A 14585-nucleotide genomic window follows, 5' to 3' on the forward strand; every position below is an offset into this window, starting at 1 on the left:
GCCGCCCGAAGGGAATCAGCGCCTCGGGGGTGCCCCTCCGGGGTCAGGGGGTCTCGTCGAGCAGTGTCCGGAAGCGGTCCAGGCAGGCGTCGAGCGCCAGCTCGAAGGCGGCGTCCGCGCGGCCCTCCGGCTGGGCCGCGAGCGCCCGCGCCAGCAGCGGCGTGTCGTCGGCGCCGTCGCCCAGCTCCCACATCGTCTCCGGCGCCGCCAGGTCCAGCGCCGAGCCCAGGATCAGATTCTCCAGCGCGATGATCACCCGCATCACGTCCGCCGGGGCGAACCCCGCGTCCAGCAGGACCCCCACGGCCGCCTCGTACTGGTCGAGCACCCTCGGCGCCCGCACCGGCGCGGCCATCAGCAGCGGGATCACCCGGGGGTGCGCGGCGAACGCGGCCCGGTAGGAGCGGGCCCACCCGGCGAGGGCCGCGTCCCAGGGCAGGGCGCCCAGCATGGAGGCGTCGATCGCCTGGCAGACCCGTTCCCGCAGCAGCTCGACGATGCCGTCCCGCCCGTCCACATGGTGATACAGCGACGCGGTCCGCACCCCCAGCTCCCGCGCTATCTGCGGAACGCTGAACTCGCCCTGGGCGTCGACCAGTCGCAGCGCCGTGGCGGTGATCCGGTCCCGGTCGATCAGTGGTGTACGCGGCCGTCCCATGTGTCGCTTTCTCCCCGCCAAGTCTTCCCTGTCGCGTTGTGCGGAGGTTACATTGCCAGAACCGAAAGCCTTTAGGTTTCTCGGCCCCGTTGTGTCCCCCGTTGTGTCCCCGCTCTGCCCTGCGGGCCCCGCCACGCATCGTCGCGGCGCCCGCGCCCCGTGCGTACCCCCCACCCTGCCGTCCGTCGTCCGCTGTTTCGCCGTGGAAGGGTTTATCCGCATATGTCTGACGCCTCCCCCGGCTCCGGGCCAGGACTGAGAACCGGCACCCTCGGCAGCGCCGACATCGCCTTCTTCGTGGTCTCCGCCGCCGCCCCGCTCACCGTGATGGCGGGCGTCGCCCCCATCGCCCTCGCCCTCGGCGGCGTCGGAGCCCCCGCCGGCTACCTCCTCGCCGGGATCACCCTCGCCGTCTTCGCCGTCGGCTTCACCACCATGAGCCGCCATGTCACGAGCGGCGGCGCCTTCTACGCGTACATCGCCCGGGGCCTCGGCCCCGTCGCCGGGATCGGGGCGGCCCTCCTCGCCCTGATCGGCTACAACGGCATGGAGATCGGCATCTACGGACTCCTCGGCTCCGCCACCGGCGACACCGGGCGGGCGCTGTGGGGCCTGGACATCCCCTGGCTGCCCGTCTCCCTCGCCGGACTCCTCCTCATCTGGTACTGCGGCTACCGCTCCATCGACTTCGGCGCCAAGATCCTCGCGGTCCTGCTCGTCGCCGAGACCGGCATCCTCGTCCTGCTCGCCGGAGGCGTCCTGGTCCAGGGCGGCGCCGACGGACTCGGCCTCGCCTCCTTCGCCCCGGAACACGTCCTGGTCCCCGGCACCGCCGCCGTCCTCGCCTTCGCCTTCGCCGCGTTCACCGGCTTCGAGTCCACCGTGATCTACCGCCGCGAGGCCCGCGACCCCGTCCGCACCGTCCCCCGCGCCACCTACGCCGCCGTCGCCTTCCTCGGCACGTTCTACGCCTTCATCGTCTGGACCGTCATCCAGGCGTTCGGGGACGACGCCGTGGTCAAGGCCGCCACCGACGACCCCGGCGGACTCTTCTTCGCCGCCATCACCACCTACGTCGGCGCCTGGGCCGCCGATCTGATGCACCTCCTCATCGTCACGAGCGTCCTCGCCTCGCTGCTCGCCTTCCACAACGCGATCAACCGCTACACGCTGGCGCTCTCCGAGGGAGGTGTCCTGCCCCGGGCCCTCGGCCGGATTCACCCCCGGCACGGCTCCCCGTACCTCGCCGGAATCGCCCAGACCGCCCTCGGCGCGGTGGTCGTGCTCGGCTTCGGGATCGCCGGGGCCGACCCGTACACCCAGCTCCTGCTCTGGGTGAACACCCCCGGAATGATCGGGCTGATGGCGCTGATGCTGCTCGCCGCGCTCGCGGTCCCCTGCTACTTCCGTCGGGTGCGGCACCGCGAAGGGGTGCTGCGGACCGTGGTGGCGCCGCTGGTCTCGGCGGTGCTGCTCGCGGTCGCGATCCTCCTGATCGCCACCAAGGTGCATCTCTTCACCGGGGCGTCCGACCTGGTCAACACCGTGCTGCTGGCGCTGGTGCCCGCCGTCTTCGCGCTCGGGGCCGTCCTGGCGCTGTGGCTGCGCCGGCACCGTCCCGAGGTCTACGCGAACTTCGCCGCCGAGCCGGGTGCTTCCGGTTCCCCGGGCGGCCACGATGACCACGACACCCCCCGGGGCCCCGGGGGAGACCGGCCCACCGACCCCCACCCGAGGAGCGAAGCGTGTCCGCAGCCGACATCGTCCTGACCGGAGCGAAGGTCCGCACCCTGGACCCCGGCCGCCCGTACGCCACCGCCGTCGCCGTCCGGGACGGCCTGATCGCGACGGTCGGCGAGGACCGCGACGCACCCGCGTGGCAGGGCCCCCGCACCCGGGTCCTCGACCTCGGCGGCGCCACGCTCACCCCCGGGTGGGCCGACGCCCACAGCCACCCCGTCTGGGGACTCGACATCGCCGACGGAACGGACCTCTCCGGCGTCACCGACCTGGCGGGGCTGCGGGCCGCCCTGCGCACCGCCGACCGGCGCGAGGGCTGGATCCTCGCCCACGGCCTCGACCACAACGCCTTCGGCGGCCGGCCCGTCCACCACGCCCTGATCGAGGAGGCGGCACCGGGCGTCCCCGTCTTCGTCCGGCTGTACGACGGGCACTCCGCGCTCGCCAGTGAACGGGCGCTGCGCCTCGCCGGAATCGACGGGCCGCGCGCCTTCACGCAGCGGGCGAGCGTGGTGTGCGACCCGGACGGCCGCCCCACCGGGCATCTCGTCGAGCACGCCGCGATGGATCTGGTCACGGCGGTGCTGCCGCGCACCCCGGACGCGGAACGCGCGGGCCGCCTCGCCGGGCTGCTGACGGACATGGCGGCGACCGGGCTGACCTCCGCCCAGGTCATGGACCTCGGCGGGGACGCGCTGCGGCTGCTCCCGGCGATCGAGGACGGGGGCGCCCTGCCGCTGCGGCTGCGGCTCTCGCCCTGGTGCATGCCGGGCGCCGACGCCGAGGAGCTGGCGGAGCTGATCGCCCTTCAGCGGGTGCGGGGGCGCGACTGGTACATCGGCGGGGTGAAGTTCTTCATGGACGGCACCGTCGAGGGCGGCACCGCGTGGCTGGACCACCCCGACTGCCACGGCCAGGGCACCGAGGCGTTCTGGCCGGACCCCGAGGCGTACAGCGCGGCCGTACGGGTGCTGCACCGGGCGGGCGTCCCGACGGCGACCCATGCGATCGGGGACGCCGCCGTGCGGCATGTCCTGGACACGGTGGAGTCCCTGCCGGGCCGCGCGGACGGCCCGCGCCACCGGATCGAACACATCGAGACGGTGCCGGACGGCCTCGTCGGACGGTTCGCCGCGCTCGGGGTCGTGGCCTCGATGCAGCCGCCGCACGCCGCGTACACCCGGGCCGACCATGGCGACGAGTGGTCCCGCCGGCTGGGCGGCGAGCGCGCCGGGCGGGCCTGGCGCTGCCGCGCCCTGCGGGACGCGGGCGCGGTGCTGGCCCTGGGCTCGGACTGGCCCATCGCCCACTACGACGCCCGCCAGGTACTGGCGACGGCCCGCAGCCCCCGGGGCGCCTCCCCCGCCCCCGGCCTCACCGGCCTGATGGCCCTGGAGGGCGTCACCTCCCACGCGGCCCTCGCGGCGGCCGAGGAACGGACCGCGGGCCGCATCGCCCCCGGCTTCCGCGCCGACCTCACCGCGCTCGCGGTCGACCCGGCCGAGGCCCCGTCGGACGAGATCGCGGACGCGCCGGTCGTCCTGACGGTGGCCTCCGGCCGGGTGACGTCGGGGGGTGGGGGGTAGCCGGGGGTTCGTCGGCTTGCGCGTGAGGTTTTCCGTGGGGTGCGGGGTCCGTCCTCAAACGCCGGACGGGCTTAATTTTGCTCGGGTCACCCGTCGGGTGCGGGATGTGGGGGCCTCCGGGCTCGACTCCTCAGGGCCGGCAGACCGGGCGTCCGACGTCTGGACGCGGGTGATTCTCCGCCGGTCCCTTCCGGGGACGACCCTGCACCCCCCACCACGGGGAGACGGCCGCCCGGGTGCGGGGGACGTATCCGAGTCGTGCGGGTGCGCCTGGGTGGTTGTTCCGGGGCCGTCTCCCTGTCAGGCGGGGAGGTGGAGTGTTTTGAGGTCGCCGACGACTCCGGAGGCGATCATCCCTATGGATATGGCCCACAGGGAGAGGATGATGACGGTGGCGAGCAGGGGGGTTTTCTTGCTCCGGCGGTGCATCGGGTCCTTCCGGCGGTGCATGGGTGTGTTCCTGGTTGGGGGTTGTGGTGGGGTGGCCGCCCGGGTGCCGGTGCTGGGGCACCCGGGCGGCTCTTTGGCCCGTCCTGGTGCGGGGGTCGGGGCGGGCCCTTCCCGCCCTTGCGGGTGGGCGGGGGTTCGGGTCAGCCGTGTTCGGGCCGGTGGCAGCGGCAGGCGCAGGGTGGTGGGGGTTCTTCACCGGTCTGGTCGGACGGCGGTGGGGTGGTCTCGCAGAGTTCGCAGGCGTCCATCCGGCACGCGAGGGTGACGCGCAGCCGTTTGCGGGGCCGTTCGGCGAGGGCTTTCACGAGATGCCCGGCTCCGCCGGACTGGTGGCGCCCGTGTGGAGCAGTTTGGTGGTGACCTGCTGGAAGCTGTGGTGCCCCGTGGCCGCCGCGTGACCGAGGGCCCAGGCGGCGAACTCCGCGAGCGGCGGCCCGAGCGGCGACTGCTCCTCGCACTCGGTGCACTCGACCACCCGGACAGTGGGCGCACCCTCCACAGGCGTGAGCGCCGGGCTGATGTCGGCTGCTCCGAAAGGGATCGTGGTGTGCTGCTTCGTCATGTTGGCGGTGCTTTCCATGTATTTACCGGTCACGCAACGATGATGAAAGCGCACGCCCTTGTCGTGCCAGGCCATGCAGCGGTCACGGGTGGCCATGTGGCGGCCACGGAGGGGAACAGGTGGCGGAAGGCGCCAGACTGATCGCATGAGCCGTAACGACGCTCTCCGCGCCGCACGGCTTCGACGCGGCTGGCGCACCGTCGAAGCTGCTGCCAGGGCACTCCAAGAGCATGGCCAGAGGCTCTTGGACGATCCGCACTTCACTGTGTCCGCTCGCACCTGGCGGAGGTGGGAGGGCGACCGCCCGGGGTGGCCACCGGAAGAGACCGCGATAGTTCTTCATGATGCGCTGGGGCACTGGCCTGAAGATCTCGGTTTCACCACACCGTCCGGTTGGACCAGGCCCGAGCACCACCAGGAGCACGATGTGAGACGCCGTTCCTTCATGTCTGTCACCGCTGCCGCGCTCATTCCCGGACCTGTTGTTTCCCAGCATGTTGATCCTGCTCTGGTCACTTACTTCCAGGAACAGTTGGAGGGCCACTACCGGGCAGACATGTTGCTGGGTCCTCATGACCTCATCGGCACTGTCTCTGCGCAGTACCAGCTCATCGACAAGCTGGTGCGGTCAGCGAAAGGCGAGATCCGCAGTGGTCTTCTCCGTGTCGGAGCCGCATACGCCGCCTTGGTGGGGTGGCTCTATCAGGACGCCGGGGACATGGCGGGTGCCTCGTTCTGGAGGGGAGTGACTCAGGAGATGGCTATACGTTCCAGGGACCTCCACCTGATCGGCTACTCATTGGTGAATCAGGCTCAGGTGCGCACAGATTTGAAGGATGGTCAGGCCGCAGTTGATTTGTGTGAGGCCGCGCTCGAAAATGCGGATCGGCTGACTCCAAAGGTTCGCGTCATGGCCATACAGCAGTGTGCTCACGGCGCGAGCCTGATGGGTGACCGGTCAGCCGTGGACCGTCTCATCGACGAGGCGGACAGGATTCTTCCTCGGGTGGACGATGATCTGCCATGGGGTAATGCGTGCCGCAGAACGCCTGCTTACCTGGAGGTTCAGCGTGCCACGTGCTATGGCCAGCTGGGGCTGGGGGCCGAGGCCATGGGCTTGTGGAATCAGGTACTCGCTGTTGTGCCGCAGGCGGCCCGGCGTGATCGTGGGGTGTACCTTGCCCGGCACGCTACGGCCGCAGCCGTAGCGGGGGAGCCGGACCAGGCCCTGGAGATCGCGCGACAGGTCACGGTGATCGCGGCGGAAACTCGGTCGGCGCGCATGATTCGCGAACTGAGCACTCTGGAACGCGTGATGCGACCGTGGCACGATGCCACGATCGGCCGGGAGCTGATCGAAGTGCTCACTCCTGTGGCCATGGTCGAAGGGAGCTGACTGTGTCGGACAAGGTGCCACTCGGCGAAGAGGAGATCGAGGTGGCATTGCGTGAGGCGCCAGGGTGGAATCGCGTGGGGAAGGAAATCACCCGTACCTACAGCATCAGGTATCACGGTGGTATTGCCATGATTGTCCATGTCGCGGATATTGAACGGCTCATCGGGCACCATGCCGACATCGACCTCCGATGGGGGAGTATTCGATTCGGTATCACCACACACGATGTCGGTCATAAGCTCACCGGCGCGGACTTCGATCTCGCCCGCCGTATCGACGCCATCGCCGCAGCCCACGGGGCCACGCCGGTGGATAACTGATATGGGTGCCAAGCGGACGCGGAGGATCGGCTACTGGAAGGACCCGGAGGCCCCCGAGCCGACGAGCCGTAGGACCTCCGCGTCGGTGTTCGCCCGCGATGAGGCAGGCCGCTTGCTACTCCTGCGGCGTGTGGACAACGACCTGTGGACCATTCCGGCCGGCGGTGTGACGAGAGGCGAAACGGTCGGTGAGGCCGATGTCCGGGAATGCCGTGAGGGACGCACTACAGCCGTAGCCGCACAGCGGCCCCGCTTCCCTCGACGGGCAGGGAGCGGGGCTGTCTGCTGCTGTCAGAAGGCCGGGTCGTCCTCCAGCGGTGGCGGCGGGGGGACGACAGCGGGGGTCCACATGCCGTTCTCGTCCAGTGCGATGTGGTCCAGTTTGACGCTGCGGACGAGGACGCCGGGCAGCTCCTCGAAGCGTTCCAGGGTGTCCGCGATGGCTGCGGTGAGGGTTTCGGCGCGGACGACGCAGAGGAAGCCTGCGTAGCCTGGCCCCTCGACCAGGCCCAGGCCCCCTTCGTGGAAGCGGTCGAGGTGGTCCAGGGTGTTGGACTGCTCCTCGGTGAGGGGGGCGCTCAGCACGAGGTCGAAGTGCCAGGCCGGGTGGTCAGGCACAGGTGCGGTGGGTGTTGGTGAATTTGTCAATCTTGTTCGCCTCGTCTCCGTTGCTTCGGGGGGTGCATGAGATACGTACGAACTGGGTGCAGGGGCAGCAGACCAAGGCGCCCCAGTTGTGGCCGTTCTGCTTCCGCGTCACTTTGAGTCCGACTTTCTCCGCGCGCTTCAGCGCCGCTTCAACGTCCTTCTTCGGGTGCTTGTCCCCAAGTGGCATGGTCGTACGTCTACTGCCCCCTCGGGGGCCCGAACGGTTCTTCAGCGCCTGGTCCACCCGAACGAGCGAGACAGGGTCTTGTGAACGCAGAATGCCCCACCGACCGCCCCGGACAGAGGAGGCTGGTGGGGCTTATTGGGGATCAGCCGTTCAGTACGTCTCTCAGTCGCGCGGCTCCCTTTCCGTCGAAGACGGCGATGCCGCAGTAGATTCGATCCGAGTTCGGTAGACGGGCCGAATCCGCGCGATCAGTTGACCGGTGATCACGTAGACACCTGTCAGCGCACCAGTTCCATGCCCCTGACCAGGTAGGACAGAGCGGATGCCTGAGATGGAACACCCGTGCGCGCGAGATCGGCGACCGTCGCGCGCGCCATGGGGTCTCCGAATACGTAATGGGGCGCGTCCGCTGCGGCGGCGCGGAGCTTGGTGACGGCGGACGCGGCCCGTCCCATCCGGCGCAGCGCCCGTGCCTCGTCGATCGCGTAGTGAGTCCGCCGCTCCCTGCTGGGGACGGCGGGGATGTCGACGTCGGGCACACTGTTCAGTCCGGTGTCCGGCTGGTCGACCTCCACGCCCACCTCGGCGGCGTGCACGGCGACCGTGCCCCGGCCGAAGACGGTCTGCGAGTCCACGTCGTAGAAGGCCGGTCCGAGGCGGTCGGCGTCCTCCAGCGCGGCGGCGATCCGCGCCCAGGCGTCCGGGCCCTGGCTGGCCCGGGCGTGGGCGACGGCGCACCGAAGGTGCAGCGCGCCCCGGAGGGAGACGGCTTGGGCCATCGGCCGCCGGACTGTGGCCAGCGGCTCCAGGTCGCGGAGTGCCGCGTCCGCGACCACCAAGGCCTCGCCGAGGGACGCTTGGTGCAGCAGAGCGCCGCATCGGTCCCACGCGACAGCCGCTTTCGCGAGGGGGTCGTCCAGGGCGGCTGCCGCCCCGGCCGCCACTTCGGCAGCGGACCATGCCAGGTCTGGGTAGCCCAAGCAGTTCAGGCACATGCGGGCTGTGCGTGCGGCATCGACCATCAGCCTCAGCGCTTCCGCGCGTGCCGGTCCGTCGGTAACGAGGACGGCGGTGTTCAGGTCCTCGATCATCGAGGGCAGAAGGGTGGCGAGACGTGGGAGGTTCGCTGCCTGCCGGGCCCGGTTGGCCTCCCACGAAGCGGTATGGAGAGCATCTGCGGCAGGCGGCTGCCCCTGGGGCCTGAGACCCGGATGACCCGAAAGGATCAGCCCGGCCCGGCGGAGCGCGGAGCGCGGAGCGCAGCGCGGGGATGTGCGCGTGGGCGATCGCCCCGTTGTGCTGGAGACGGTACGGCTGTCCGAGCAGCCAGACGACATCCACGTCGCACTGATCAGCGATGGCCGTGATGACCGAGTACCGATCCAGGGGCTGGCGGCCACTCTCCACGTTGGCCATCCAGGACTCCGTGCGGCCGAGGAAGTCGGCGAGCTGCACCTGCGAAAATCCGGCGGCGGTACGAGCGATGCGCACACGCGTGCCGATGTGGTCAGCGTCGTAAGAAGGCATAATGTCGCTCTCCGTTCTGACTTGGACACTCAGAACGTACTCCCTCCCCTGAGAGGGAAACCGACGAAGCGCTTCCGCTGACGCAGGGACACTTTCGGTGTTTCGGGAGCCGGGATTCCCCATGGAGAGGTCGACGGCGGTGTCCGAGTGGATCAACCACGGTGAGCGGATGGTGTACGAGAACCGTTGGGTGCGGGTCGCGATGGCGGACGTGGAACTGCCCGATGGGCGGCACCTCGACCACACTGTGATCCGGCTCAGGCCAGTCGCCGTCGCCGCTGTCGTCAACGATGCGAATGAGGTGCTGCTGCTGTGGCGGCACCGGTTCATCACCGGGGCGTGGGGATGGGAGCTGCCCTCCGGTGGAACCGGTGAGGGCGAGGACCCGGCGGCGGCAGCGGCCCGGGAGTTCGAGGAGGAGACCGGGTGGCGGCCTGGTGCGATGCGGCTGCTGATGGCGGTCGATCCGATGCCCGGGATCTCCACCTCCCATCACCGGATCTACTGGGCGGAGGGCGCTGAGCGGGTGAGCGAGCCCAGGGACGCGTTCGAGTCGGCAGGTCGGGAATGGATGCCACTGACCCGGGTACCGGAGCTGGTGCTGCGCGGGGAGATCCGATCGGCGAACACCGCCGCAGCGCTGCTCATGCTCCACCAGATGCGAGGACCCAAGTAGCCACCGCTGTGGTCGAAGGGAGTTGACTGTGTCGGACAAGGTGCCACTCGGCGAAGAGGAGATCGAGGTGGCATTGTGTGCGGCGCCGGGGTGGAATCGCGTGGGGAAGGAAATCACCCGTGCCTACAGCATCAGGTATCACGGTGGTATTGCCATGATTGTCCATGTCGCGGATATTGAACGGCTCATCGGGCACCATGCCGACATCGACCTCCGATGGGGGAGTATTCGATTCGGTATCACCACACACGATGTCGGTTACAAGCTCACCGGCGCGGACTTCGATCTCGCCCGCCGTATCGATGCCATCGCCGCAGCCCACGGGGCCACGCCGGTGGATAACTGATATGGGTGCCAAGCGGACGCGGAGGATCGACTACTGGAAGGACCCGGAGGCCCCCGAGCCGACGAGCCGTAAGACGTCCGCGTCGGTGTTCGTCCGCGATGAGGCAGGCCGCTTGCTGCTCCTGCGGCGCGTGGACAACGGCTTGTGGACCATCCCGACCGGCGGTGTGAAGAAAGGTGAAACGGTCGGTGAGGCCGGTGTCCGGGAATGCCGTGAGGAGACGGGCCTTGAGGTGGAGGTGACGGGCCTCGTGGGCGTGTTCTCGACGCCGGATCACGTCATCGTCTACCTGCATGGCGACCGTGTCGACGAAGTGCGGCAGCCGATCAATATCTGCTTGCGTGCCCGGGTGACCGGCGGCCGAATCATGCCGGAGCCGTCGGAGGCGGCAGAGGTGCGGTGGGTGGACCCGTCCGTACTGGACGAGTATCCGATCCATCCGGCGCTACGGACGCGGATCGATCACGGGCTTCGGTCGACAGAGCCCTGCATCAGCTGACGCCTTGAGCTTCGAGGGCGGCCAACCACGCAGGCGCACCCGCACGACTCGGATACTTCCCCCGCACCGGGGTGGCCGTCTGCCCGTGGTGGGGGGTGCAGGGTCGTCCCCGGAAGGGACCGGCGGAGAATCACCCGCGTCCAGACGTCGGACGCCCGGTCTGCCGGCCCTGAGGAGTCGAGCCCGGAGGCCCCCACCCCCGCACCCGACGGACGACCCGAGCACAACAAGCCCGTCCGGCGCTTGAGGACGGACCCCGCACCCAACGGAAAACCTCACGCGCAAGCCGACGGACCCCGCGCGGCCCCGACGCACGGCCTCAACGAGAGCTACCCAGCTCCCCGTTCGTACCGTCGGTTACCGGCCAAGGTCAGAGCCCTGGTCAACTCCCCCTGACCTCCTCGCGGTCCTCTCTGACAGCAGATGCTCACACCGGAAGCACCAGCATCAGGGAGCACAGAGATGACGACGGCACGTCGAATACGGCGCCTGGGTACGGTCGGACTGGTCGCGACGGCGGTCGCCGCCACCGCCTTCACCGCACCCGCGCAGGCCGCACCCGCGCAGGCCGGTACCGGACAGGCCGGGACCGCGCAGCAGCAGACACGGACGGCGCAGACCTCCACGGCGCACGACAGGACCCAGCAGGCCCTCGACGCCCTCGTGCGGGCCGGGGCCACCGGAGTCACCGCCGCCGTCACCGACCGGGACGGTGTCTGGAAGGGGACCGCCGGACTCGGCGACACCGCGACATCCACCCCGCGCGGAGCGAACGACCGCTTCCGGATCGGCAGCGTCACCAAGACCTTCGTCGCCACGGTGCTGCTCCAGATGGAGGCGGAAGGGCGGCTCGATCTCGACGACACCGTCGAGAAGCACCTCCCCGGCCTGGTCCGGGGCAACGGCAACGACGGCCGCAAGATCACCGTACGCCAGCTCCTCAACCACACCAGCGGGCTCTTCAACTACACCAGCGACCCGGAGTTCGCGCAGCGGAACCTCTTCGCCCCCGGTTTCTTCGAGCGCCGCTACGACACCCACACCCCCCGCGACCTCGTACGGGTCGCCCTCAAGCACCGGCCGGACTTCGCCCCCGGGGCCGGTCACTCGTACTCCAACACCGGCTACATCCTGGCCGGGATGATCATCGAGAAGGCCGGCGGAAACAGCTATGAGCACGAGATACGCGAACGGATCATCAAGCCGCTCAAGCTGCGCGCCACCATCCTCCCCGGGACGAACCCGCGACTGCCCGCGCCGAGCGCCCGCAACTACTCCTCGCTGACCCCCGACCCGGCGGCGCCCGCCGTCCACGATGTGACCGAGCACAATATGACCTGGGGCTGGGCGGCCGGAGACATGATCTCCACCACCACCGACCTCAACCGCTTCTTCGGCGCGCTGATGCGGGGCAGACTCCTTCCGCAGCGGCAGCTCGACGCGATGCTGACGGCCGTGCCCTCCTCCAGCCACCCCCTGTACAGCGGCTACGGGCTCGGCATCTACACCGTCCGCAACGCCTGCGGCGCCGAGCTGTGGAGCCACAGCGGCGGCGTGGTCGGCGCCGGGACCGAGGCCGTCACCACCCGTGACGGGCGTCATACGCTCACCTACAACGTCAACGACGACCAGGTGAGCAGGCTGAGCCAGGTGAGCGTCGTCGACGCCGAGTTCTGCGGCACCAGCACCAGCGACAGCACCGAGCGGCGCGTTCCGCTGCGCTGACCCGTCTCACCCCACCGCGCGGGCGCCCGCGCCCCGGCTGCTCAGCCGTGGGCGCCCGCGTGCTCCGGCTCCCGCTCGCGCGCGGGCCCGCTCCGCACGCTCTCCCGTTCGGGAACCTTCGGCAGCCGGTGCGGCAGGGCCCGGTACCACGCGTACGAGAGCCCGAAGCCGAATCCGAGGCAGAGAATTCCGCCCACGGCGTCCAGCCAGAAATGATTCGCGGTGGCCACGATGACGACCAGGGTCGCCACCGGGTACAGCAATCCCAGAATCTTCGCCCAGGGAGCCTTCGCCAGGGCGAAGACGATCACGCCGGACCACAGCGACCAGCCGATGTGCATCGACGGCATCGCGGCGTACTGGTTCGACATGTTCTTGAGGTCGCCGGAGGCCATGGAGCCCCAGGTCTCGTGCACCAGCACCGTGTCGATGAAATCGACGCCGTCCATCAGCCGGGGCGGCGCGAGCGGATACAGGTAGTAGCCGACCAGTGCCACGGCGGTGGTGGCGAAGAGCACCAGGCGCCCCGCCGCGTAGCGGCCCGGATGCCAGCGGTAGAGCCAGACGAGAACGCCGATGGTGACGACGAAGTGCAGGGTGGCGTAGTAGTAGTTCATGGTCACGATCAGCCATGTCACGGAATTCACGGCATGGTTGACCGAATACTCGAAGGCCAGTCCCAGCGATTTCTCGAATTCCCAGATCCAGTTCGCGTTGCGCAGTGCCTGGGCCTTCTGCTCGGGCACCGCGTTACGGATGAGGGAATAGGTCCAGTAGCTGATCGCGATCAGCAGGATCTCGAACCAGATACGCGGGCGGCGCGGCGACCGCAGCCCCTGGAAATATCCGAGGAAACGGGCTCTGCGAGCCCCGGACGGGCCGTCCGGTGTGGGTGACGGGACATGGGCCGTGCGGCCGTCCTTGCTCTTCACAGTCGTTTCACCCATAGGACGAAAGTCTGCCAGACGCACACGCACCCACCGATCATCCCCCGGTCCCGGAACCGCCGTGACCTCTCCTCCCCATGGAGGATACGGCCTCCGCTTACGGACGGTTTACAAGGGTTGGCACAGGGCGACCAGTGGCAAACCGGCCACCCGCCGCCCCGCCCGGCCCCGGTCCCCGCCGCCCGGAAGCGGCCGCACGGAAACCGCCGCACGGAAACGGCCTCACGGCCGGGCCCCCACCCCCGGGCCCGACGCCGTCGACCCCCGCACCACCAGCTCCGGCATGAAGACGAACTCCCCGTACGTCCCCGCGTCCGCCCGCGCCGCGCCCGGTGCCGCGGACGCCGACCGGACCTCCTCCAGGAGGGTCCGCACCGCCGCCTGCCCCATCGCGGGCACCGGCTTGCGCACCGTCGTCAGCGGCGGGTCCGTGAAGGCGATCAGCGGGGAGTCGTCGAACCCCACCACGGAGATGTCGTCCGGGACCTCGAAACCGCGCTGCCGCGCCGCCCGTATCGCCCCCAGCGCCATCATGTCGCTCGCGCACACCACCGCCGTGCACCCCCGGTCGAGCAGGGCCGACGCCGCCGCCTGCCCGCCCTCCAGGGAGTACAGGGAGTGCTGGATCAGCTCCGTCTCGATGACCTCGGGGGCGAGCCCGAGCTGCTCCCGCACCACCTGGACGAAGCCCTCGATCTTCCGGATCACCGGGACGAAGCGCCGCGGCCCCAGCGCCAGCCCGATCCGGGTGTGCCCGAGCGCCACCAGATGGGTCACCGCCAGCCGCATCGCCGCCCGGTCGTCGGGCGATATGAACGGCGCCCGGACCTTCGGCGAGTAGCCGTCGACCAGCACGAAGGGCATGCCCTGGGCCCGGAGCTGCTCATAGCGGCGCATGTCGGCGCTGGTGTCCGCGTGCAGCCCCGAGACAAAGATGATCCCGGAGACCCCCCGGTCCACCAGCATCTCCGTGAGCTGGTCCTCGGTGGCCCCGCCCGGCGTCTGCGTCGCCAGGATCGGGGTGTAGTCCTGCCGGGTCAGCGCCTGCTGGATCACCTGCGTCAGCGCGGGGAATATCGGATTGTCCAGCTCCGGGGTGATCAGCCCCACCAGGCCCGCGCTGCGCTGGCGCAGCCGCACCGGTCGCTCATAGCCGAGGACGTCCAGTGCGGCGAGTACGGACTGGCGGGTGGTCGCGGCGACACCGGGCTTGCCGTTGAGCACGCGGCTCACCGTCGCTTCGCTGACCCCCGCCTGGGCCGCTATGTCTGCCAGTCGTGCGGGTGCGGTCACAGGGGTGGACTGTACCCGCCGCATG

The 14585-nt window shown here is 69.9% G+C and carries 17 protein-coding genes and 2 pseudogenes; 9 read left to right on the plus strand and 10 right to left on the minus strand.

Annotation, left to right across the window (positions count from 1 at the left end; all coding sequences use genetic code 11):
• Positions 1-43: 43 nt before the first annotated feature.
• The gene (locus CRV15_RS21025) at positions 44-658 is read right to left on the minus strand and encodes a TetR/AcrR family transcriptional regulator (RefSeq protein ID WP_003960274.1); all 615 of its coding nucleotides are present in this window, start codon (positions 656-658) and stop codon (positions 44-46) included.
• 222 nt (positions 659-880) lie between these two features.
• On the opposite strand from CRV15_RS21025, the gene CRV15_RS21030 reads away from it, so the two are divergent.
• Both CRV15_RS21030 and CRV15_RS21035 read left to right on the plus strand, forming a co-directional pair.
• Positions 881-2428: an APC family permease gene (locus CRV15_RS21030; RefSeq protein ID WP_003956594.1), complete on the plus strand. Its 1548-nt coding sequence runs from the start codon at positions 881-883 to the stop codon at positions 2426-2428.
• Positions 2404-3984: an amidohydrolase gene (locus CRV15_RS21035; RefSeq protein WP_003960273.1), complete on the plus strand. Its 1581-nt coding sequence runs from the start codon at positions 2404-2406 to the stop codon at positions 3982-3984. The genes CRV15_RS21030 and CRV15_RS21035 overlap by 25 nt, the downstream gene beginning before the upstream one ends.
• Positions 3985-4284: 300 nt before the next feature.
• Here the strand turns inward: CRV15_RS21035 and CRV15_RS36005 are convergent, their stop codons facing one another.
• The 3 genes from CRV15_RS36005 to CRV15_RS21040 form a co-directional block, all read right to left on the minus strand.
• A complete protein-coding gene (locus tag CRV15_RS36005; protein WP_003960272.1) occupies positions 4285-4434 on the minus strand; it encodes a hypothetical protein in 150 nt (49 codons plus the stop codon).
• Between the two features lie 140 nt (positions 4435-4574).
• Complete coding sequence (locus CRV15_RS36010) at positions 4575-4739, minus strand: hypothetical protein (RefSeq protein ID WP_003956591.1); 165 nt, start codon at positions 4737-4739, stop codon at positions 4575-4577.
• Entirely contained in the window at positions 4736-5029 is a 294-nt protein-coding gene (locus CRV15_RS21040) for a DUF7848 domain-containing protein (RefSeq protein ID WP_372461430.1), read from the minus strand. The genes CRV15_RS36010 and CRV15_RS21040 overlap by 4 nt, the downstream gene beginning before the upstream one ends.
• Before the next feature lie 112 nt (positions 5030-5141).
• Between CRV15_RS21040 and CRV15_RS21045 the strand changes: the two genes are divergently transcribed.
• From CRV15_RS21045 to CRV15_RS36810, 3 genes and pseudogenes are all read left to right on the plus strand, one after another.
• Positions 5142-6392: an NsdA family TPR-like regulatory protein gene (locus tag CRV15_RS21045; protein ID WP_044955604.1), complete on the plus strand. Its 1251-nt coding sequence runs from the start codon at positions 5142-5144 to the stop codon at positions 6390-6392.
• A gap of 2 nt (positions 6393-6394) precedes the next feature.
• A complete protein-coding gene (locus CRV15_RS21050) occupies positions 6395-6712 on the plus strand; it encodes a 4a-hydroxytetrahydrobiopterin dehydratase (RefSeq protein ID WP_003956588.1) in 318 nt (105 codons plus the stop codon).
• Position 6713: 1 nt separating this feature from the next.
• Positions 6714-6917: pseudogene (locus tag CRV15_RS36810) on the plus strand (NUDIX domain-containing protein); the annotation flags it as partial.
• A gap of 86 nt (positions 6918-7003) precedes the next feature.
• Here CRV15_RS36810 and CRV15_RS36815 read toward each other — a convergent pair.
• The 4 genes and pseudogenes from CRV15_RS36815 to CRV15_RS37725 form a co-directional block, all read right to left on the minus strand.
• Complete coding sequence (locus tag CRV15_RS36815) at positions 7004-7330, minus strand: hypothetical protein (RefSeq protein ID WP_003956587.1); 327 nt, start codon at positions 7328-7330, stop codon at positions 7004-7006.
• Complete coding sequence (locus CRV15_RS36820; RefSeq protein WP_003956586.1) at positions 7323-7604, minus strand: hypothetical protein; 282 nt, start codon at positions 7602-7604, stop codon at positions 7323-7325. The genes CRV15_RS36815 and CRV15_RS36820 overlap by 8 nt, the downstream gene beginning before the upstream one ends.
• 221 nt (positions 7605-7825) lie before the next feature.
• Positions 7826-8638, minus strand: coding sequence for a hypothetical protein (locus CRV15_RS21065; RefSeq protein WP_003956585.1), 813 nt, complete (start codon positions 8636-8638; stop codon positions 7826-7828).
• 304 nt (positions 8639-8942) lie between these two features.
• Positions 8943-9197 (minus strand): annotated as a pseudogene (locus tag CRV15_RS37725) (helix-turn-helix domain-containing protein); the annotation flags it as partial.
• Between CRV15_RS37725 and CRV15_RS21070 the strand changes: the two are divergent.
• The 4 genes from CRV15_RS21070 to CRV15_RS21085 all read left to right on the plus strand — a co-directional run bounded on the left by CRV15_RS21070 (position 9196) and on the right by CRV15_RS21085 (position 12320).
• Positions 9196-9750 carry an NUDIX domain-containing protein gene (locus CRV15_RS21070; protein ID WP_044955602.1) on the plus strand — a complete coding sequence of 185 codons (555 nt, stop codon included), beginning with the start codon at positions 9196-9198 and terminating at the stop codon, positions 9748-9750. The pseudogene CRV15_RS37725 and the gene CRV15_RS21070 overlap by 2 nt on opposite strands.
• Before the next feature lie 28 nt (positions 9751-9778).
• Complete coding sequence (locus tag CRV15_RS21075; protein WP_009996002.1) at positions 9779-10096, plus strand: 4a-hydroxytetrahydrobiopterin dehydratase; 318 nt, start codon at positions 9779-9781, stop codon at positions 10094-10096.
• 1 nt (position 10097) lies between these two features.
• The gene (locus tag CRV15_RS21080) at positions 10098-10595 is read left to right on the plus strand and encodes an NUDIX domain-containing protein (protein WP_003956579.1); all 498 of its coding nucleotides are present in this window, start codon (positions 10098-10100) and stop codon (positions 10593-10595) included.
• A gap of 462 nt (positions 10596-11057) precedes the next feature.
• Positions 11058-12320: a serine hydrolase domain-containing protein gene (locus tag CRV15_RS21085; protein WP_003960268.1), complete on the plus strand. Its 1263-nt coding sequence runs from the start codon at positions 11058-11060 to the stop codon at positions 12318-12320.
• Positions 12321-12361: 41 nt separating this feature from the next.
• Here CRV15_RS21085 and CRV15_RS21090 read toward each other — a convergent pair whose 3' ends face one another.
• A complete protein-coding gene (locus tag CRV15_RS21090; protein ID WP_003960267.1) occupies positions 12362-13267 on the minus strand; it encodes a phosphatase PAP2 family protein in 906 nt (301 codons plus the stop codon).
• A gap of 222 nt (positions 13268-13489) precedes the next feature.
• Positions 13490-14584 carry a LacI family DNA-binding transcriptional regulator gene (locus CRV15_RS21095; RefSeq protein WP_003960266.1) on the minus strand — a complete coding sequence of 365 codons (1095 nt, stop codon included), beginning with the start codon at positions 14582-14584 and terminating at the stop codon, positions 13490-13492.
• Between the last annotated feature and the right edge of the window lies 1 nt (position 14585).

The organism is Streptomyces clavuligerus, assembly GCF_005519465.1.
Taxonomy (GTDB): Bacteria; Actinomycetota; Actinomycetes; order Streptomycetales; family Streptomycetaceae; genus Streptomyces; species Streptomyces clavuligerus.